Annotated in this window: 15 protein-coding genes and 2 pseudogenes; 8 read left to right on the top strand and 9 right to left on the bottom strand. The window is 55.6% G+C overall.

Annotated elements, in window-relative coordinates; genetic code table 11:
* Positions 1 to 6: 6 nt before the first annotated feature.
* From ACXADQ_RS12525 to ACXADQ_RS12510, 4 genes are all read left to right on the top strand, one after another.
* The gene (locus ACXADQ_RS12525) at positions 7 to 2,481 is read left to right on the top strand and encodes a sigma factor-like helix-turn-helix DNA-binding protein (RefSeq protein WP_475320764.1); all 2,475 of its coding nucleotides are present in this window, start codon (positions 7 to 9) and stop codon (positions 2,479 to 2,481) included.
* Positions 2,482 to 2,857: 376 nt separating this feature from the next.
* Positions 2,858 to 3,589, top strand: a complete 732-nt coding sequence (locus ACXADQ_RS12520) for a hypothetical protein (protein ID WP_475320762.1) — start codon at positions 2,858 to 2,860, stop codon at positions 3,587 to 3,589.
* A 36-nt stretch (positions 3,590 to 3,625) separates the two neighbouring features.
* Positions 3,626 to 4,785 (top strand): IS3 family transposase gene (locus ACXADQ_RS12515; protein WP_475320759.1). Its coding sequence is split into 2 segments (ribosomal slippage): positions 3,626 to 3,875 and positions 3,875 to 4,785, totalling 1,161 coding nucleotides; the frame shifts between segments, so codons are not numbered across the junction.
* A 156-nt stretch (positions 4,786 to 4,941) separates the two neighbouring features.
* Positions 4,942 to 7,692: a calcium-binding protein gene (locus ACXADQ_RS12510; RefSeq protein WP_475320756.1), complete on the top strand. Its 2,751-nt coding sequence runs from the start codon at positions 4,942 to 4,944 to the stop codon at positions 7,690 to 7,692.
* 291 nt (positions 7,693 to 7,983) lie between these two features.
* Here the strand turns inward: ACXADQ_RS12510 and ACXADQ_RS12505 are convergent, their stop codons facing one another.
* The 4 genes and pseudogenes from ACXADQ_RS12505 to ACXADQ_RS12490 all read right to left on the bottom strand — a co-directional run bounded on the left by ACXADQ_RS12505 (position 7,984) and on the right by ACXADQ_RS12490 (position 12,438).
* Positions 7,984 to 8,301 (bottom strand): integrase core domain-containing protein, encoded by a 318-nt coding sequence (locus tag ACXADQ_RS12505; RefSeq protein WP_475320752.1) that lies wholly within the window; start codon positions 8,299 to 8,301, stop codon positions 7,984 to 7,986.
* A gap of 27 nt (positions 8,302 to 8,328) precedes the next feature.
* Positions 8,329 to 8,440: pseudogene (locus ACXADQ_RS12500) on the bottom strand (IS5/IS1182 family transposase); the annotation flags it as partial.
* Between the two features lie 244 nt (positions 8,441 to 8,684).
* Positions 8,685 to 8,765, bottom strand: a pseudogene (locus ACXADQ_RS12495) (integrase core domain-containing protein); the annotation flags it as partial.
* Between the two features lie 40 nt (positions 8,766 to 8,805).
* Positions 8,806 to 12,438: a hydantoinase B/oxoprolinase family protein gene (locus tag ACXADQ_RS12490; RefSeq protein WP_475320748.1), complete on the bottom strand. Its 3,633-nt coding sequence runs from the start codon at positions 12,436 to 12,438 to the stop codon at positions 8,806 to 8,808.
* A gap of 131 nt (positions 12,439 to 12,569) precedes the next feature.
* Here ACXADQ_RS12490 and ACXADQ_RS12485 point away from each other — a divergent pair, with 131 nt between their 5' ends.
* The 3 genes from ACXADQ_RS12485 (at position 12,570) to ACXADQ_RS12475 (ending at position 15,459) form a co-directional block, all read left to right on the top strand.
* Positions 12,570 to 13,532 (top strand): TRAP transporter substrate-binding protein, encoded by a 963-nt coding sequence (locus ACXADQ_RS12485; protein ID WP_475320744.1) that lies wholly within the window; start codon positions 12,570 to 12,572, stop codon positions 13,530 to 13,532.
* Positions 13,533 to 13,633: 101 nt separating this feature from the next.
* Positions 13,634 to 14,158: a TRAP transporter small permease gene (locus ACXADQ_RS12480; RefSeq protein ID WP_475320740.1), complete on the top strand. Its 525-nt coding sequence runs from the start codon at positions 13,634 to 13,636 to the stop codon at positions 14,156 to 14,158.
* On the top strand, positions 14,158 to 15,459 hold the full coding sequence (locus ACXADQ_RS12475) for a TRAP transporter large permease (protein ID WP_475320735.1): 1,302 nt from the start codon (positions 14,158 to 14,160) through the stop codon (positions 15,457 to 15,459). The genes ACXADQ_RS12480 and ACXADQ_RS12475 overlap by 1 nt, the downstream gene beginning before the upstream one ends.
* Positions 15,460 to 15,480: 21 nt before the next feature.
* Here ACXADQ_RS12475 and ACXADQ_RS12470 read toward each other — a convergent pair whose 3' ends face one another.
* Entirely contained in the window at positions 15,481 to 15,996 is a 516-nt protein-coding gene (locus tag ACXADQ_RS12470) for a winged helix DNA-binding protein (protein ID WP_475320731.1), read from the bottom strand.
* A 405-nt stretch (positions 15,997 to 16,401) separates the two neighbouring features.
* Here ACXADQ_RS12470 and ACXADQ_RS12465 point away from each other — a divergent pair, with 405 nt between their 5' ends.
* Positions 16,402 to 16,875: a phosphoribosyl-AMP cyclohydrolase gene (locus tag ACXADQ_RS12465; protein WP_475320727.1), complete on the top strand. Its 474-nt coding sequence runs from the start codon at positions 16,402 to 16,404 to the stop codon at positions 16,873 to 16,875.
* 102 nt (positions 16,876 to 16,977) lie between these two features.
* On the opposite strand, the gene hypE is transcribed toward ACXADQ_RS12465, so the two are convergent.
* The 4 genes from hypE to ACXADQ_RS12445 are packed head-to-tail and all read right to left on the bottom strand — an operon-like array spanning position 16,978 to position 20,945.
* Complete coding sequence (gene hypE, locus ACXADQ_RS12460) at positions 16,978 to 18,015, bottom strand: hydrogenase expression/formation protein HypE (protein ID WP_475320723.1); 1,038 nt, start codon at positions 18,013 to 18,015, stop codon at positions 16,978 to 16,980.
* 9 nt (positions 18,016 to 18,024) lie between these two features.
* Positions 18,025 to 19,167: a hydrogenase formation protein HypD gene (gene hypD, locus ACXADQ_RS12455; RefSeq protein ID WP_475320721.1), complete on the bottom strand. Its 1,143-nt coding sequence runs from the start codon at positions 19,165 to 19,167 to the stop codon at positions 18,025 to 18,027.
* On the bottom strand, positions 19,164 to 19,454 hold the full coding sequence (hypC, locus tag ACXADQ_RS12450) for a HypC/HybG/HupF family hydrogenase formation chaperone (RefSeq protein WP_475320718.1): 291 nt from the start codon (positions 19,452 to 19,454) through the stop codon (positions 19,164 to 19,166). Before hypC ends, hypD begins: the two co-directional genes overlap by 4 nt.
* A 3-nt stretch (positions 19,455 to 19,457) precedes the next feature.
* A complete protein-coding gene (locus ACXADQ_RS12445; RefSeq protein WP_475320715.1) occupies positions 19,458 to 20,945 on the bottom strand; it encodes a sigma-54-dependent transcriptional regulator in 1,488 nt (495 codons plus the stop codon).
* Between the last annotated feature and the right edge of the window lie 2 nt (positions 20,946 to 20,947).

Below are 20,947 nucleotides of genomic sequence, written 5' to 3'. Positions count from 1 at the left end.
CCTCAAATGCCTAGCCCTCTGCGCGCTTACTTGATGGTATTTGATCCTCAAGGCAGCCCCCAAACCAAAGTGCACACTGACCTCAAAGACATCGTTGATGAATGGGACGAACACGCATCAGATGACGTTTCCGCTGTTTTGCATATCGGGTTTGACCGGGTGGCCACTCGCCATTTTGAGAACTTAGCCCAAAAGTTTCCGGGTCATGTTCTGCTAACGGAGGGCGCCAAGTATTGTTTGCCAAAAGGATATACGTCCTCACGAAGCTCGGTTGGGACTGTCCGCGACGAAGAAGTGTTCTTAGGCCTAACCGGCTGGGGCTATGCTGCGGATGATCCTTCTCCGCCCACTAACTCTCAATCGGCAAACCCAAAAATTGCTGATGGTGCCGCCCCAAAGAGAGAGCTATGGATTGAAGGCTACTTGATGGCCTTCCCGGAGGACAGGGCGAAGCTGGATCAGGCAAGAATAGCTTGTGATGTGAGTTACCTCGAAAACGAGCACGAGTTGCCTCACTCGCTTCGAAAATCACTAGGGCAATTCCGGCAAAATCACCTCACTTTGGGAAACACTGATGATCCCTGCTTGATTGCTCGGCGTTCTCCGCCATGGCTGCTGGAGCGTCATTTCGATACTTTGCCGATTTCCGTTCGCGTTGCCAACGTATTCTCACAGAGCGGAATTAGCACGGTTTCAGACTTGGCCTCCGTCTCCAAGGAAGACCTGTTGCGTGCGAAAAACTTCGGAAAAACAAGCATTAGGAACGTTCTTGAGGCTCTCAATCAAGGGATTGCGGACGGGCCATACTCTCAAGAAGATGAGCTTGAGAAGGGGCTTAGCCTCGCATTTCTGCCTGCGCTTCGGAATGCGCTTGGCAACCTCTCTGATAGGGAGAAGGATATCTTAGTCAAGCGGATGGGTCTTGACGGTCCTCAAATGACATTGGCTGAGATTGGGGATGAGTACGGTATTACAAGAGAACGCATACGCCAAGTTGAAGCCAAGGCTGTGACTAAGATCATTGCAACCGAAATCTGGGATGATGTCTTTGAGAGAAAAATCGTCGAACTCCTTGTAGATCGACGCGAGCCACTGCCACTTCGAGCATTGGGGTTGCTCGACGACTGGTTCGAAGGCGCTCATGAAAAGCCGAAAGTTTTCTCGTACTGGCTGGATGCAATTCCGTCCTTAGATGTCCACCTGATTTCAATAGACAATATCGAGTACATCACTGCGCTAAACCAGAACGAATGGGAAAACGCGGAACGAGAAGCGAAGGCACTGCTGCAAGGCGGTATAGGCTTGGACTGGTCCGAGGAATTTTGCCGAGACAGTGTACACGGCCTACTTGCCAGCAAGGGGCGTGAACTCAGGGACGTCCTTTGGGATAGGGTGGCCCTCCTATGTCGCTTTTCCGACACCGGAGCAGGAAGGATACTTCAGTCTTATGGGAGAGGCGCTGAGCAGGCTGTCTTGGTTGTGATGGAAGAAAGCGACAAGGCACTGCATTACAGCGAGTTGGCAGAAGCAATAGCTGTTCGCTTCGAGCAGGATTTTGATGTCAGACGTATTCATAATGCTGCGTCAAACGTTGGCCTGCTTCTGGGAAGGGGCACCTACGGCCTTAGAAAGCACATTTCCATGTTGGAGGACGACTTCCTGCTCTTGGGAGATTGGGCTGAAGAGGTCGTACTTGATGGCCCTGAGGAGCGACAGTGGCACGCGTCCGAAATTCTGAGAATTCTCGCGGACCGCGCAGAGTTTCAGTTTTCAGAAGTTGATCAGTACGTTGTGAGTGCGGCGCTAAATGGCCGCGAATCCGTTGTAGACCTCGGCAGACTGGTTTGGCGAAGAAAGGGAGAGAATGGGACCAGCAGCCATGCTCGCATAGATATTCGGCAAGCATTGTTGTTCGTTCTTGAAGAGGCAGGGCATCCACTTCGTACTAATGAACTTAGGAAGCGTCTGAATGAGAAACGGGGCACAAACCAGACCTTCCAAATCGTTCCTGCCGATCCTCTTATTCGTGTCGGCACATCATTGTGGGGGATCAATGATCGAGACGTTCCGATCAAGCGCCAAGATCAAGGCCACCTTATTACCCTGGCGAAGTCTATACTGACCGACCTTCGGCATGGAATCCACGTTACCGAAGCAACCAAGTACTTTTTCAATCTGCCGGAGATTGACCCTGAGGCCTTGTTCAGCCTGCTGACCTTGGACAACGACCTGCGGGTCAGTCAAGGGAGATACTTGTTCTTAGACATCTGGGGCGAACCTCGACGCATTAGTCTTCCAGAGGCTTTGGAAAGGGTTCTGAGTGAGGACCAGAAAAAATGGTCGTTGGAGGCTCTGCACACTCGAGTAATGGCCGAGATGGCACGCCCTTGTGAGAAAACTGCGCTTTCCGGTGCACTCCAAGGCAGCGGGGCCGAAAGAGATGAGAATGGCATGTGGTTTCGAGGTGATGGAGACGATTGAACAAAGACCGTTTTTGTGGCGACACACCCTTTCCATGATCCAGTCATCTGGTACAGTGCTGGCAAGTGCTCTGGGCATGGTTCAAGCTAACCCACTGGTATCGTTACATAGGCAGATTGAAGTAGGATATCCCTTCGTCTCCGCCATTACCCATTGATTTAATTGAATAAAGTGGCGATTTGCCAATCCTACCCACGCTCTACCCATGCGAAAATTTGGCCAGCGGATTGCCTGTGCGTTGTTTTCTCAATCGCAAGCCATTCAAAGCCGCACGGCAGGGCAACACAGCATATCGTACTTGGCGACTTTTATTCCTCAAGAATTGGTGAAATAATACACGTATAGGTGAAAGTAAACTCAGGGGCACTCAATTCGAATGGTAACGGTCAATCTCAACACCAAGGTTTTGCCAACGTCGCATCGAGTTTACATGATCCGACCGGGTAGCGGGTATCATCTTCGTCAAGCGTTCGCTGACAACAAAGCCATCGCACCTGATCTAGCTGGATTGGACATACCCAATGGCACGCGACCAAGGGATGCGAACAACATTGAATTGCAAGTCAAGCGTGCAAGAGCGATGTCGGAATGGGTCAAGACTGAGGAGACGCGCGCCGAACCAATGCCTTCATCCCGGATCGAGGATTGGGCGGGAGGCGAAAAACCGCATCGCCTCAACATGTACCGAAACACCGCCGACGAAATCTTGCACCAGCTACCAAAGGGCACATTGATTTATGTCCCGAACCCGAACTTCACCGAGAAAGCGATGTTCGGTGAACTTGTAGGGCCAGACGAAGACCGAGTGAAATTCAATGGCACGGGCCACCATTCGCAGTTCACGTATCTTGGGCGAAAGCTAACGAATGTAAAATTCCTGCCTATGCGGAAGTTGCCCAAAGCGTTTTTCCCGCCGATGAAAAAACGCAACTGGACCTTCGAAATGGACACCCGAAGCGCAGAATTGCTTTATCGCCAGTATTACGGTGATTTCGAAATCGTAGGGCGGAAGTCCATCACCGAAATCGAGGTGACAAAGTCCCGAGTATACGCGCCGGACTTGGCGATTGTAGGGGTGACCTGCCCCCCGAAATCTCCCGCACTTTAATGTAGAGTTTGCTCAACCTCTTGAAGGAGCAAACAAATGCGAAAGAGCCGTTTCACTGAAGCCCAGATCATTGGGATGATCAAAGAACAAGAAGCCGGGATTCCGACGGCGGAGGTGTGCCGCAAGCATGGCCTGAGCCAGGGCACGTTCTACAAATTCAAATCCAAGTATGGCGGCATGGAAGTGTCTGATGCGGCCAAGCTGAAGGCGATGGAGGACGAGAACGCCAAGCTTAAACGTCTGCTGGCCGATGCCATGCTGGACAACGTTGTGCTGAAGGATTTGCTGGGAAAGAGTTGACGACGCCGAATGAGCGGCGAGAGGCAGCGCTCAGGGCGATGCGGGATCATGACATCTCGCAACGCCGGGCCTGCCGACTTGTCGGTGTCGATCCGAAGACGGTCCGGCGTGAACGCCCGCCGGACAATCCTGAGATACGCAAGGAGATGAAGGCCGTCGCGGCCAAACGGCGTCGGTTTGGCTACCGCCGGATCGGCGTGATGCTGGAGCGCGAAGGATACGTGATGAACCACAAGAAGCTGTATCGGCTGTACACCGAGGAGAAGCTGGGCGTTCGGCGACGGCGTGGACGGAAACGGGCGCGTGGGTCTCGAACACCAATGCCAGAGGCTTTGAGGCCAGGCGAACGTTGGTCGATGGGCTTCCTGTCGGACACGTTCGGGGCATCACGCCGGTTCCGCATCCTGGCCGTCAATGACGATTGCTGCCGTGAGAACCTGTGCCTGATGGCCGACACCAGCATCTCGGGTGCCCGGGTTGCGCGTGAGTTGGATGCGCTTGTGCGTATCTATGGCAAGCCTGCCAGCATTGTCAGCGATAACGGGACTGAGTTCACAAGCCGGGCAATCCTGAAATGGGCGAACGACAACGGCGTCGACTGGCACTACATTGATCCGGGCAAGCCACAGCAGAATGCCTTCATCGAGTCATTCAACGGCAGCTTGCGCGACGAATGTCTAAATGAAGAGATGTTCGAAAGTCTGGATGATGCGCGTCGAAAACTGGCGCTCTGGCGGTACGACTACAACAACGTCAGGCCGCACTCATCTCTCGGAAACAAAACGCCCGCAGAAGCGCGCCGAACGCTTGAGCAATTTGAGAGCTCCGCGTCCGGCGCGCTTGCCCAAATTGACGACCAAGACTATGAAAACCAGACCCGCAGACTCTCGTTATGAATGAGGGAGCCTCGGGGGGCAGGTCAACTCCGTTCTGCGGTGAACTTCATCGAATTGACTTCCGAAAGGCATCATGCACTATAGTTGCGAGCGCGATCTAGAGTTGCAATCCGCGAATATCTTCTGTTTGTTTTGCCCCTTTGAAGGACGAGAGTATTGGTATTGGATTTTGATTCGTCGCGCCCAATTTCTGAACTTCAGACAATGTTGGAAACTGCACCAGCGGGAACAACAATCCTACTTGCCGCTGGAACCTATAGGTTAACTGAAACGATCACGATTGATCGTTCAAACATTTCCCTTCAAGGTCAAGGTGATGCAACGATCTTTGTGATGGATCCCGAGCTTCAGGCTCCGGCCTTTTTGGTTCAAAAAGACATCTTTGCGGGGATGCCAGAGTTTGCTCTTGCTGAAACGGCTGACATCGATACCCGCGATTTCGTTTTGACAACAGAAGATCATGGTCTTGACGTTGGTAGCACGATCTATCTGGCACAAAAAAACGATCAGGAGTGGCTTGCCTCGATCGAAAGTGTCGAGGGCAAAGAAATCCCTAAAGATGGTGACCAGCTTCGCGAATTTCATGCGACGGTGGTGGCCGTAGACGGTGCTGCAATCACGATTGATAGGGATCTCCCCTATAGTTTTCAGGCCTTGGCAGACGCCCCTGAAGCAAACGCTACCGTTGTCCGACCGACGGGCTTTTTGAGCAACGTCTCGCTAAGCGGATTTGCCGTCGTGTATGAAGCGCAAGCGGATTTTGACGATTTTACCAATACTTTGCCCGCTTGGGAACGCGTGCCCGCTGTGATGTTGAATGGCACACTTGGTGCGTCGCTGAGCGATATCTCAGTTACCAATGCACCGTCCCATAGTTTCAAATTTCAGCGAAGCCTTGATCTGCAAGCACAGAACCTGTCCGCCAATGGTGCCCACAACAAAGACGGAGGAAATGGCTATCATTTTCTGCTGCAAGAACTGGTCGGCGCCAATTTGATCGGTCTCTCCAGCACAGGCGCGCGTCATTCGGTGCTGTTTTCATCCTACCACGCAGAACACTATAACCATTTGGAGATTGATTTTGTTGATCGCGATATCAATTTCCACGGGTCGCCAGACAGTAGAAACACCATCTCCATTTGGGAAATGGCGATGGACTATGGGGATTGGACCGCCGAACAGTGGGCCGTCGTTCATGCGTCACAGGCGCAAAAGCACCCGGAACCCTATGAAGTCCTCAACACCAATGAGGTTTCTTTTCTGGGAAATGCGACGGGGGCAAATGCGAATGATCGGATTTTTGGAACCGATGCAGACAATCTTTTTCGAGGCGAAGGTGGGGACGATACCCTAAGGGGAGAAGAGGGGGCTGACACACTGCTTGGCGGGGACGGAGATGACGTCCTGTTTGGCGGTGCGGGGGCGGATGCAATGAACGGCGGGGCGGGGTTCGATACGGTCGAATACTCCAACGCCCCCGAAGGGGTTTTTGTCGATTTGGGGCGCCTGTCAACCATGCCGGTTGATGGCAGCCATTCTTCTGGTGACCTTCTGAGGGGCTTTGAGGCTGTCATCGGGAGCGAATTTGCAGACACGCTGATCGGCGACAACGGTGCCAATCTAATTGTTGGCGGTAGAGCCTCCGACCTGTTGAACGGAGGGAAGGGAAACGACACAATTTTTGGTGGTCGCGGCGACGATACTATTGAAGCAGGTGACGGTTCTGATCTTTTGGTCGGGGAACGTGGCAACGATCACTATACCGTTCGGAATGCGTCTGACCGTGTAATTGAAAACGCGAATGAAGGCCCGTCTGACCATATTCGAGCGTTCGTGAGCTATCGACTTCCTGACGAGGTTGAACACCTGTCACTGGCAGGTGATGCCGCACAATCTGCGGATGGCAATCGGCTGAACAATATTTTGACAGGGAATTCGGCAAATAACATTCTGAATGGCTATGCCGGAAACGATATGCTGCTGGGTGCTTCTGGCAATGATACTCTAAAGGGATCCGATGGGGACGACACACTTGATGGTGGTGCGGGCGCCGACCGCATGGACGGAGGCCAAGGGTCCGACTCCTATTTTGTGAATGACTTGCACGATGTCGTTATCGAGAACCGTAAGTGGTCCGGGCACGACGTTGTTGCCTCCAGCGTTGATTTCCGCATGGGTCGGAAACACATCGAAGACTTGGAGCTGACCGGCGATGCGCGTTTGGGAGCAGGCAACGGACTGGCCAATACGATCACGGGCAACGATGGCAACAACCTCCTGGATGGTGGCAAGAATGTCGATACTCTGGTTGGGGGGCTGGGCAATGACCGCTTTCTGATCCGCGCGCCTGGCGATAACGCGGTGGAACTGGACGGCGAGGGCATCGACGAGGTGCTGGCCTTCCGGTCGTATTCCCTGGATGCTCACGTTGAGAAATTGTTCATGCAAACGGTCTATACCCGCGATGGAGATCCCGCGATTTTCAACGGTATCGGCAATGATTTGGACAATACAATCATAGGCACACCCTTTGCAAACACGATCATCGGACGCGGCGGCAACGATGTTCTGAAAGGCCAGGCCGGCAATGACACGTTTGTTTTTGACCGGGAGATCGGATTGGGCAACGTTGATCGCTTGATTGATTTCGAAACCATACTTGGCGACGATGACACGTTGAAATTCAAAGGATCGATCCTGGGCAACGCCGTGGCCGCTGGTGTCTTGTCGGCTGACGATTTTGCCGAAGGGACCGCAGCAACCGATGCCACGGACCGGTTCATCTTTGATCAAACATCGGGTCAGCTTTGGTTCGATGAGGATGGCACCGGGGCGATCGATCAGGTGCTCTTGGCCACATTCGAGCAAAACGCGTCTGTCCAGGCAGATGACATCCTGGTGTTCTAGGCAAATTCCATTGCCTTCGCTGACGGTTTTGGTTCCGGATTGACTGGCCAGGGGGCTCTAGACCGCGTAAATCCGTCTGAATTGAGGTGTAATGCGTCGCTCTGACATGAAGGGGGGCGGCAAATCCACCTTTTCTTTGACCTGCCGGATACAGTTCGGGACAGAAAACAGGATCGGGCAATCTTCTGGAGTTCACCCCGTTTTTGGTACGGCCTTCATGTGACCTTTCGGGTTTCCTTCAGTTGGGCTGCGAATTCGCTCAGCGTCAAGTTTCCGAGTGAAGAACGCAGTCTAGTTTCGTTGTAGTAGGCTTTCCAGTTGTTGATCCTGGGCTCGGGCATCGTACATGGACTGGAACCATGACGCGTTTAGACACTCTTGGCAAAGTCGGCTTTTGAACACCTTGATGTAGGCATTGTCCGTTGGTTTTCCCGGCCTGGAGAAGTCCAGTTCGATCTTGTTCAGGCAAGCCCACTGGTCGAGCAACCGACCGGCGAATTCGGGCCCATTGTCAACTCGAATGCTTCGCGGCTTGCTCCGGATGCGTGCCAGCCTGTCCAATTCGTCGATCCCCTGGTAGGCCCGCAAGTTTGTTCTCGCAGCAGTCACGAGAGCTTCTCTCGTAAGGTTCAGGCCTCATAGCCAGTAAATAACGAGTGCTGCGAGGGCGATTGCCGGCAGGAAGACCTTGGGGCATCTGTCGTGTTGCGATGCGCCTCCAGTCCTTGAGTTTGCCGAACATGATCTCGCATCACAGCCCGGCAGTGAACGCGCGGCTTGCCGTGGGAGTTCAGGAAAAAGGCGCCAGACGGCCCATCTGCGGGTCCGTAAGCCAGAAAAGATCAGACATATTCACCACCCGTTTTCGAACCGTAAATCACGCCGCTGGACGGAAATCAATGGGTCCTGAGCCTAACGAATAGAAGACCTCACCGATTGGTTGCGCGTCCATTGCCCGGCAGGCGATTTGCCTTGCAAATCTGCCGAGAGGGGCGGAACCGGGCGTTGAAGCTTTCGCAGTATCCGTTCCCCAAGGGACTGCCCCACTGGATATAGGCGGTCGTGGCGGCGAGGTTGCCAGTGGCCTCATCGTCTCAGACAGAAACGTACCGCTCATTCTGCGGCCACCTTGGACTGCGTGTCTGCCACGCCAAAGCCACCGCCACCGGGCGTTTTCATGACAAAGACGTCACCTGGTGCCATGTCGCGCTGATCGTTTCCGTGAAGATCTTCAACAAAGCCGTTCTTGCGGTGCACTTGGTTTTCACCGGGCGCGCCTGGGGTCCCGCCACTGACACCAAAGGCCTGTGTTTGTCGATGGGACGACAAAACGGTCACGGTCATTGGCGACAGGAACTCGATCTCTCGGATGATACCGTCGCCGCCCCGATTCAGGCCGTTCCCACCCGAGCCTTGCCGTATTTCAAATCGGCGCACGCGCACTGGAAAGCGGCTTTCAAGCACCTCGGGGTCCGTCATACGCGTGTTCGTCATATGGCTATGGACAGCCGAGCATCCGTCGAAATTTGGTCCGGCCCCGGTGCCGCCACAGATCGTTTCATAATTCTGCAACGTATCGTCACCATAGACGAAGTTGTTCATGGTCCCTTGACTGCCAGCAACGACACCGAGCGCGCCATAAAGGGCATCCGCGATGCTTTGGCTGACTTCTGTATTTCCAGAGATGACAGCTGCGGGGTAGTTGGGATTGATGAAACTTCCTTTGGGCGCGACAATTTCTATCGGTTTCAGGCAACCTTCGTTCATAGGGATGTCCGACCCTACAAGGGTTCTGAACACATAGAGAACGACCGCATGACAGATCGCCACCGGTGCGTTGTAGTTCAGGTTGTCCTGTTTGGAGGTGCCCGTGAAATCCACCTTTGCGCTGCGCGATGCTCGGTCAACGGAAATTGCCACTTCTATTTTAGCTCCGCTATCAAGCGGATAGGTGAACCGGCTGTTTTCCAGAACATCAATAACCCTGCGGACGGATTCTTCGGCATTGTCTTGCACATGGTGCATGTAGGATTGCACAACCGTCGCGCCGAATTGCGCCACAGCCTTTTGTAGCTCTGCACTGCCCGTTGCATTGGCTGCAATTTGCGCTGTCAGGTCGGCCATATTGTGATCAATGTTACGGCACGGAAATTTTCCTGATGCCAGCAGATCGCGTGTTTCGGCGTCACGCAGGCGGCCACCAGAGACCAGTTTGAAGTTCTTGATCAAAACCCCTTCTTCATCAATATATCGGCTGTCCGGCGGGGCCGATCCCGGTGTTTTGCCCCCAATGTCGGCATGGTGACCACGAGACGCGACAAGGAACTGGATGTCCTGACCGCCTTCATCAAAAACCGGAGTGATCACGGTCACATCCGGCAAATGCGTGCCGCCGTTGAACGGATCATTCATCATGAAAACGTCGCCGGGTTCGATCGCCCCGGCATTTTCATGCAGGATCGACTTCACACTGGCGCTCATAGAGCCCAGGTGCACAGGTACGTGGGGCGCGTTTGCAACAAGGTTGCCCTGCGCGTCGAAGATGGCACAAGAGAAATCGAACCGCTCGCGAATATTCACTGAGGCGGCCGTTTTGGCCAAAGTTGCGCCCATCTGTTCAGCAATCGACATGAAGAGGTTGTTGAAGACCTCCAGCATGATCGGATCCACACTTGTGCCTATCGCTTCCTTGCGTGCCAGCGGGATAGCGCGCCGCAAGACAAGTGCACCACCGTCGATGCATGTGGCTTCCCATCCGTGTTCGAGAACCGTAGTGCCTGTTGGTTCGTTGATGACAGCAGGGCCAGCGACAACGACGCCAACGCCCATCTTGGTCCGATCATGGGTGGGGACGGCCTGCATGTGATGCTCCGCCCACATTTGCGTCATGCCATGCTGGCTTTCTTGAGGTTCGACGTTGGGCAACTTGGCGTTTGCCCCTGAGGCGCCGACAACCTCGACAGAGATCATTTCGGCGATGATATCGTCTGTTTCTGGGCGGAAGCCGAACTCGACCTCATGGGATGCACGGAACGCTTCAACCATCTCTTCCGGCGACCCCAGGGCCACTGGCAAGGAGGTTTGAGAGGTGGACATCCGCAGGTACACCTTTTCGCGTACGGTGATGTCGCGGCGTGCAACACCTTGCTGCAGGACCTCGTTGGTTGCCTCGTCGATCAAAGCCTTTGACGCTGCTGTCATGCTGGCAAGGTCTGAAACTGGCACAAGGAGTTGTTGTTCACGCATCGACACGATGTCAGCCAACCCCATGCCAAGAGCAGACAGGACCCCGGCAAACGGATGCAGATAGACCGAGGTCATGCCGAGCGCATCAGCAACAAGGCAGGCATGTTGTCCGCCCGCACCGCCAAAGCAGTTCAGGGTGTACCCCGTGACGTCATAGCCGCGCGAAACGCTGATTTCCTTGATCGCGTTCGCCATGTTGTCGACGGCAATCCGCAAAAACCCTTCTGCAAGAACCTCGACTGACAAAGGCGCTTCACCGGTTTGTTCTGCGATGTCCTGTGCCAGTTTCTCAAACAGATGGCGCGGGGCATCAATATCGAGAGGTTCGTCGCTGTTCGGCCCAAAGACGTTCGGGAAGTTTTCGGGCTGAAGCTTGCCCAGAACCGCATTGCAATCGGTCACAGTCAGCGGGCCACCACGGCGATAGCACGACGGACCAGGGTCAGCGCCCGCACTTTCTGGGCCAACCTGAAGCCGTCCATCTCGGAAAGACAGGATCGAGCCACCGCCTGCTGCCACAGTGTGAATATTCATCATCGGCGCGCGCATCCGAACGCCCGCGACTTCAGTTTCAAAGCTGCGTTCGTATTCTCCAGCATAGTGGCACACATCAGTGGACGTGCCGCCCATGTCAAAACCGATCAGTTTCTCAAAGCCATCCTGCGAGGCGGTTCCGACCATCCCGACCACGCCGCCCGCCGGTCCAGACAGGATCGCATCACGCCCATGGAAAAGATCCGCGTCAGTCAGACCACCGTTTGACTGCATGAACATCAGCCGCTCAACCGTGTCGGACCCCAAAGCACTGCGAACCTGATTGACGTATCGTTTTAGGATTGGCGTCAAATAGGCGTCAGCAACCGTCGTATCCCCGCGTGAGACCAGTTTGATAAGCGGGCTTGCCTCGTGACTCAGAGAGACCTGTTCGAATCCTTGCTGCTCGGCCATCTCGCCCAGCTTCTTTTCGTGATCCGGGTTGCGATAGCTGTGCAGCAGAGCAACGGCGACCGATCGATATCCCTTGCCGTATGCACGGCAGATGGCCGTACGTGCCTTTTGCAGGTCCATTGCTTCAATGACAGACCCATCCGCATCCAGCCGTTCGTCGATTTCAACAACGTCGGAATAGAGAAGATCAGGCAGCTGGATATCGAGTGCAAAAAGGTCGGGGCGATTCTGGTAGCCGATTCGCAAGAGGTCTTTGAAACCACGCGTGATGAACAGGATCGTCCGCTCGCCTTTGCGTTCAAGTAGGGCATTCGTGGCGACCGTTGTGCCCATTTTGATCGCGCGGATCGCGTTTTGTGGTATCGCAGCGTTCTTTTGCAGCCCCATCATTTCGCGAACGCCTTGCACCGCGGCATCTTTGTAAGACTCTGGTTTTTCGGACAAAATCTTGTGTGTCTTCAGCTCTCCCTGGGGCGAGCGAGCCACGATATCTGTGAAGGTTCCACCCCGGTCGATCCAGAAATTCCACTTTGCATCTTCACCTTGTGTCATCACGCTCTCCTTTGCACAAATTATCGCTTTGATGATAAAACGCTGACAATTTGTCAATATAATGATTGAAAAATTACAAAAGGCCTGTCAGTCTCTGAGCAGACATAACGTCCAACCTGGAGAACCAAACTATGAAACACTTTGCTCTTGCAGCTCTGGCAGCTGTTGGATTGTCCGGCGCAGCTCTGGCGGACACCTGGGACATGCCGACCCCTTATGGCGACTCGACATTCCACACCCAGAATATCTCGCAGTTTGCGAAAGACGTTGCTGCGGCCACGGATGGCGCGCTTGAGATCACCGTCCATTCGGCGGGATCATTGTTCCCTCACGCGGAAATCAAAAACACCGTGCGTTCGGGCCAGGTGCCCATCGGCGAGTTCTTTCTGTCTCGCCTGGTGAACGAAGACGCAGCCTTTGGTCTCGATAGCCAGCCTTTCCTTGCAACCAGCTATGAAGACGCGGCGAAACTTTGGGACGTGCAAAAGCCAGCTGTCACCGAGCTGCTGGCGAAACAGGGTCTTGTGCCATTGTTCTCGGTACCATGGCCGGCACAGGGTCTGTACACAAACGGCGAGATCGCAACGGTCGAAGACCTCAGCGGTTTGCGTTTCCGCGCCTACAACGCTGCTCTGGAAGAGTTCGCAACCCTAGCGGGCGCAGCGCCTGTTCAGGTCGAAGCGCCAAACATCCCGCAGGCCTTTGCAACAGGTCAGGTCGAGGCGATGATCACATCCCCCTCCACAGGTGCAAACTCGACAGCGTGGGATTTCGTGTCGCACTACACGCCAATCAACGCCTGGGTGCCAAAGAACATTGTTGTTGTGAACGCACGTGCCTTCTCGCGCCTGCCGGCCGAAGTTCAAGCGGCTGTAATGGATGCAGCAGCTGCTGCTGAAACACGTGGTTGGGAAATGTCCGCCGCAGAAGCTGACGCGAAGACAAAAATTCTCGAAGAGAATGGCATGACCATCGTGGTTCCGAGCCCAGCGCTAGAAGAAGGTTTGAAGTCGATCGGCGATCAAATGTTGGCAAACTGGCAGTCTGGCGCGTCTGACACGGCCCTGTCTGTTCTGGCTGAGTTCAAAAAGTAAGAGTGTTTGGCCAAAATCTACTTTCAGCCTAACCTCCGATGAATAAGGGGCCGGTGCACCAGTGGTGAAGCCGGCCCCAACTCTAAATAGGGATACTTCATATGCGTCGTCTTTTAGATACGCTTTACCTTGTGTCTTGCTGGACATCGGCCGCAATCATCCTCGGCATTTCTGTTCTTGTGAGCGCCCAGGTTCTGCTCAACTTCGTTACGCGGGTCTTTGGCCTGCCATTGCCATCGACGATCCCGTCCTATGCGGATTTTGCTGGGTTCATGCTGGCGGCTGCGACCTTCCTCGCCATGCCCTACACGTTTCGCTCGGGCGGCCATATTCGTGTGACGTTGATCACCGCACGGCTGAACAGCAGGTTGGCATTTGTTGCGGAAATCATCGCGCTGGCCATCGCGGCAGGATTGGTCGGGTTCGTCTGCTTCTACATCTTCAAGCTTATCGAAGAGAGCGTGCATTTTGGAGATGTGTCAAACGGCATTATCCCGATCCCGCTTTGGATACCGCAGTCCTTTATGGCCCTTGGCATGCTTCTTTTGCTCGTGGCCATTCTTGACAGTCTGATCGGCACCTTCAAAGCGAACGAGCCCATCATCGCAGCGGCGGAGGAAGTCTGATGTCTGATCCAATGATTGGCCTCTTCCTGCTCGGGGTTTTGTTCCTCTTTCTCGCTTCTGGTCTGTGGATCGCCCTGGCGTTGACAGGTGTTGCGGCCGTGGCCCTCATGCTCTTTTCCAACGCGCCAATTGGCCTTGTCATGGCGACAACCTTTTGGGGGCATAGCCATTCGTGGTCTCTTACGGCTTTGCCGCTCTTTATCCTGATGGGGGAAATCCTGCTCAGATCGCGGCTTAGTCGGGACATGTTCAACGGGCTTGCGCCTTGGCTTGGCGGCATTCCCGGGCGGCTGTTGCACGTGAATGTCCTTGGCTGCGCGATCTTTGCGGCCGTGTCTGGCTCGTCTGCGGCAACGGCGGCGACCATCGGCAAAATGTCGATTCCAGAGCTCAAATCTCGCGGCTATCCCGAGAGCTTGATTTTGGGCACGCTTGCTGGCTCGGCGACGCTTGGGCTTTTGATCCCGCCTTCGATTATTTTGATCGTTTACGGCGTGGCGACAGAGCAATCCATCGCGCGGTTGTTCGTGGCGGGCGTTCTGCCCGGTATCTTGATCATCGGTCTTTTCGCGGGCTATGTGATGGTGCGGGCGGTGATGACGCCGGGGCTTATCCCGTCCAATGACATCAAAATGTCGCTCAAGGAAAAGCTTTGGGAGGCGCGCGGTCTTATTCCCGTCGCACTGTTGATTGCGGGCGTGATCGGTGCGATCTACACCGGGATAGCCTCGCCAACGGATGCTGCGGCTTTGGGAGTTCTGCTGTCGATCCTGCTCGCTGTCATGTCAGGCAGTTTTGGCAAGAATGACTTCCTTGATGCTATGCTCTCGGCGGCACGTACGTCGTGTATGATTGCGTTCATCTTGATCGGCGCTGCATTTCTTGCCGTTGCAATGGGGTTCACGGGCTTGCCGCGCAACCTCGCGCAATGGATCAGTGATATGGGTCTGTCGCCCTACGTGCTGCTTGTGGTTCTCACGTTGTTTTTCATCGTGCTCGGTCTCTTTCTCGACGGAATTTCCGTCGTGGTTCTGACCACCTCCATCATCATGCCGATGGTGATGCAGGTCGGGATCGATCCCATTTGGTTTGGCGTCTATCTTGTCCTGGTGGTGGAAATGAGCCAGATCACGCCCCCTGTTGGCTTCAATCTCTTCGTCATTCAGGGACTGACCGGGCTCGACATCCTGCGTATTGCGCGGGCGGCAATGCCGTTTTTCTTCCTGCTGCTTTTTGCAGTCTTGGTGATCACATTGTTCCCCTCAATTGTGACCTTCCTCCCGGACGCGATGGGCGGGTAGAACAGCTTGGGGTCGCCTCTGCTAAAGAGAAGAGGCGGCCCGACTGGCTTGGTCGTATTGACCCGAGAGCGCGCGCAGGTTGGTTCCAATCTCGCTAAGCTCTTCACCGGTCAAATCCATGCGCCCCAAACCATCGATGAGGCAACGTTCGCGAACAGTGCGGTATTCCTCGCACAGTGAGGCCCCTGCAGCGGAAGTGCTGTAAAACACTTCCTTGCCGCGCTTCTCTGACACAATCAGCTCGGCCTTGGAGAGCTTACGCAGAGCGTAATTGACGGTGTGGGTGTCGTCGATATTTAGCAGAAAACAGATATCGCTCAGGCGTTTGTCCCGGCCACGATGGTTGACGTTATGTAGAACAAGAATTTCCAACGGGCTCATATCCGTGTGTCCGGCCGCCGCCATGCATTTGACCATCCAACGCGAGAACGCGTTAAACGCAATGATGAGCCCGAACTCAAATTCCGAGGCTTCCCACCCCTCTCCATCGGCGAGGTGACGAGAGGATACGATTTTTCGCTTTGACTTTTTTTCCATGCGTTTTATCAGTAATTTGTCTACTTTTCGATTGCAACAGAAGATAAGCGCTCTGCAACGACAACCGCTACTTGGCTCTAATTTTTGTGTGGGACCAAACTGAAATAAGCGGGCCATCCGCGATCAATGACTAGCAAAAAAACATGCCTGCCTGGACGTTGAAATTATGAATTGGGGGCACCTTCTTTCGCAGCCCAAACGCAACCGCGAAACCGCTCGTGGCATGCCGATCACACAGCCCGTAGGATAATTCTGTTCGCGCAACGGGGAAGTGCCCTAAGTACATAATTTGTGTAACAAAGCGCGCAGGCCGTCGACGTGGTGTTCGCCCCAGCGCCAGCGGCCAGTTGGTTCCCATGTTCACGCCTGCCCAGGCATCTTGAAAACCTTATGACGGAGTGCTCTATGCAAATCACCGAAGACGACATTCAAAACGCCCTGACCATCTGGGGCAATGGCAAGGTCGCCATCTCGAAAGCCTTCGAGGAAGAAGGCATCGACGTGGCGCGTCAGGTCGCCTCGGCCAATTTGGACAGCTATTATGGCTACAATCTGGGGCCCGTTCTGTTCAAACCGACCATGGCCAGCGGAGACCAGACTTTCCGCCCCACCAAGGCCGGCGCACTGGCCTATTTCTGCGGCCATTCCGAAGAATACCCACTGGATAACGGGTTTGCGATCATGGGGTGGCGGTCGATGGAAAGCATCACCTCGACCAGCTTTATCCAGGGGGATATCGCCATGTGGATGGGGTGGGTCAAGCTGACCAACAAGGATGGCTCGGTGACCACGGTGGACAAAAGCTTTGGCTATAAAAAGGACGAAACAGGGACGCTGCGCATCGTGCTGCACCACTCCTCGTTGCCCTTCCAGCCTTGATCTAAATCGGCTGGGCGCTGTTTTGGCGCCCAGCCCAGCCGTTCACGCGGCCTATCGCACGACGCCCGACAGGTCCGAAAAAAACGATATCGGCCATCAGCCCTAGCAGATACGTGGCAGTTGCTCGCCCACCAGCATGTCCACAATGCGCGATCCGCCAAACAAGGTGCGCATGGTGACCCGGCCCGCAAGCCCGCCGTTCACGGTTCCGATCACGGTTGCCTCCTGGCCTTCGGGCAGCGATCGCATTGCGGCCAATGCCGCATCGGCCTGATCGGGCGGAGCAACCAGAACCAGGGTTCCTTCATTCGCAAGATAGAGCGGATCCAAGCCCAGGATTTCGCACATGCCCCTGACCTCGTCGCGCAGCGGCAAGGCGGTTTCGTCGATCTCGATGGAAAGCTGCGCGGCCTCGGCCAACTCGTTCAGAACCGAGGCCACGCCGCCACGCGTTGCATCCCTCGCCGCCCGGGTTCCGGGCGCAGCGGCCAGAACGGCCTCCATCAGGTGGCCAAGCCCCGCACAATCCGACTGAATTTCGCTCGACAAGGCCATGTCGCCACGCGCAGCAAGGATCGCCGCCCCGTGATCGCCAAGCTTGCCATTCACGATGATCACATCCCCTTTTTGCAGATGCTCGGCCCTCAGGTCGCGCCCCGGCGCAATGGCCCCCACTCCTGAAGTGGTGATGAACACCTTGTCAGCCATGCCTCGGCCGACAACCTTGGTGTCCCCGGTCACGATCCGCACACCGGCCTTGTCAGCCTCGGCCTTCATCGAGGCCACAATGCGTTGCAACAGGGCGATTTCGGTTCCCTCTTCTATAATGAAGGCCGCCGAAAGCCACAGCGGTTGCGCGCCACCGACAGCCAGATCATTGACCGTGCCACACACTGCGATCTTGCCGATATCACCGCCGGGAAATTCGACTGGATCAACGACGAAACTGTCTGTCGTGAACGCCAATCGCGCGCCCGGACGCTGTAGAGCATCATCGACCAGGCGCGCCTGATCCTCCATCCCTTCGGGTTCGAACACCGAGGTAAAGACCGTTTCAATCAGATCGCGCATGGCCTTACCGCCACCGCCATGGGCCAGCGTTACTTTTTTGTCGCGCAGGGTTCGGGGCATCATGTTCATCCTGGCCCCCTATTCCGCAGCCTGGACTGCGCGCGCGCCGCCATACTGATAATAAGCCGCGCATGCCCCTTCCGAGCTCACCATCAGGGCTCCGAGCGGCATTTCAGGCGTGCAACCTGTCCCAAATTGCGGGCACTCGACAGGTTTCATGCGCCCGGTCATGACCGCACCGCAGGCGCAGCCCTCTGGCTCGGACACAACCCGGCGCTCGGCCCCATAGCCGATGCCGAATTTGGCTTCGGCATCAAAGGCCGCATAGCGATCCCGGATGCGCAAGCCGCTGGCATCGATCTCGCCCAGCCCCCGCCATTCAAAGGTCGGGCGCGCCTCGTAGACATCTTCGATCGCGGCAAGCGACACGGCGTTGCCATGCTCGGGGACGACCCGCGAATATTGGTTCTCGATCTGGGCCCGGCCATCGCGGATCTGTTCCAGAACCATCAACACGGACTGCAGCAGATCCAGCGGTTCAAAGCCAGCCACCACCAGGGGCTTCCCGTAGTCTTGTGCAATAAAATCATAGGGATGCACGCCAATCACCATCGAGACATGTCCCGGCCCGACGAACCCGTCCAATATCATATGCGGATCATCCAGCAGCGCCTTGATCGGCGGCGGCACCGTGATGTGGTTGCAAAAGACGGTGAAGTTGCTCAGCTCTTCGCGGGCCGCCTGCTGGATCGACAGGGCGGTCGAAGGGGTGGTCGTTTCAAAGCCCAGACCAAAGAAAACAACCTCACGGTCAGGATTGCGACGGGCGATTTCCAGCGCATCCAAAGGCGAATAGACCATGCGGATATCTGCGCCATCGGCCTTGGCCTGCATCAGGGATTTTTGCGTTCCCGGCACGCGCATCGCATCCCCGAAGGTGGTGAAAATGACCTCGGGACGCTCGGCCAGTTTGATACATTCATCCACGCGGCTCATGGGCAGAACACAGACCGGGCAGCCGGGGCCGTGGATGAACTCGATCCCCTCGGGGGTCAGTTTGTCCAGCCCATATCGAAAAATCGCATGGGTATGACCACCACAGATCTCCATGATATGCACCGGGTTTTGCGCACTCGCTCCGATCTGATCGACGGTTTTGGCGATCTGGTCCAGTACCGCACGCGCGGCGACGGGATCGCGGAATTCCTCTGCGTATTTCATGATGAGCCCTCCAATGCGGCGTCTCCGGCGGCCATGGCCTCCAGCGTTTCCTGCGCCTCGCCCAGTCCGCGCAGGGCTTCGAGTGTCTTGGCCGCCTCGTCTTCGTCGATTTCGCTCATGGCAAAGCCCACATGGATCAACGCCCATTTTCCGATCAGCTGTTCCAGGGGGCCCGTTGCGATGCAGGCGGCGTTAACTTCGCGGCGCACGCCCGAGACTTCGGCCATCACCATCATGCGCGCCTCGTCCGTTACGTCGACGATCTGGCCCGGTATACCTAGGCACATTTCTTAGTCCTCCTGTGGCTCGCGGTGCTCGGCCCGTCCAGGCTCGGCAATTCCGTAGCGTTCAATTTTTGCCCGCAGCCCAACGCGGCTCAGGCCAAGCTCTGCCGCAGCGCGGCTTTTGTTCCATTTCAGCCGGGTCAAGGTTTCGCGCAGGATCCGCATTTCTATTTGCTCGACCCGCTCTTTGAGCGTGCCATTCGATACCAGCACCTGATCCACCCCATTGTCGCGCGTCTTTTCATCCGGATTGGCCTGCAGGATGTGACGGCTGATCAGCTCGGGGCCCAGGATGCTGTCCTGAGAAAAGATCAGCATCCGCACCATCTCGTTTTCCAGCTCGCGCATATTGCCCGGCCAATCATAGCGTTCCAGAAACCGCAGCGCGTCATCTGACAACCCGTGGATCGGCTTGCCGTGTTTGGCCGCAGCATCAAACAAGAAGTTCTGCGCCAGGATCGCCAGATCGTCTTTGCGCGCTCGCAACGCAGGCGTAACAATCGTGGTCTTGCTAAGCGCATAGAACAGATCCGAGCGGAACCGCCCCTCGGCAACCTGATTGGCCAGATCCACCGGGGCAGAGGCCAACAAACGCACATCACTGGTTTCCAGCTCGGCCGCGCCAACGGGGCGAAAGGTGCCCGCGGCCGCAAAACGCGCAATCGCGCGCTGCATATGTTGGGACAGCTCGGCCACGCCACGCAGGAATACCGTACCCTTGTCGGCCTTGCGCAGAATGCCGACCTTTTGCGTTTGCCGACCCTGGACCGCCCCGCGCTTGGCGCCAAACAGTTCGATCTGCAACAGATCGTCGTCGACACCGCTGCAATTGACCTCGAAAAACGGTCGGTCCGAGCGCAATGAACTGTAGTGCATGGCCCGCGCCAGGGCGGCCTTGTCGGTTCCGCTTTCGCCCGCGATCATGACCGACACGTCGAAACTGGCGAATTGGCGGGCCTGAGCGATCACGCTGTTCATCGGCGAATTGGGGGCGCGCAGAACCTTTTCAAACCCCAGACCTTCGCGCAGGGCCTTGCGCTGTTCTTCGACTTTACTTTCCAGGTTGCGGGACAGGAACCGCATTTCCAGCGCCAACTGGTCGTGCTCACGCGATAGACGAAACAGATCAACCGCGTTTTTGGCGCTCATCAACAGCTGGTCCGGGTGCCAGGGCTTGGTCAGGAACTGATAGATCCCCGCATCATTGATCGCTGCGATGATGTCGTTGGTTTCGGTGTAGCCCGTGATGATGATCCGCACCGTATCCGGCCAGAGATCCCGCGCCTCGGTCAGAAATTCAACACCCGAGGGCCCCGGCATGCGCTGATCACAAAAGATCACCTGCACGAAATGCTCTTCCATCAGTTTTCTGGCATCGTTGGCGTTGGTGGCGGTCAGGCAGTCGAAATCATCCTCCAACGCCATCCGCATCGAGGCCAGCGAGTGTTCTTCGTCATCAACCAGAAGAATAGTGGGAAGCGCAAAGTCAGTCATGG

The organism is Thalassovita sp. ABM4_323 (assembly GCF_056158665.1).
This window is presented reverse-complemented; position numbering and strand designations above follow the sequence as displayed.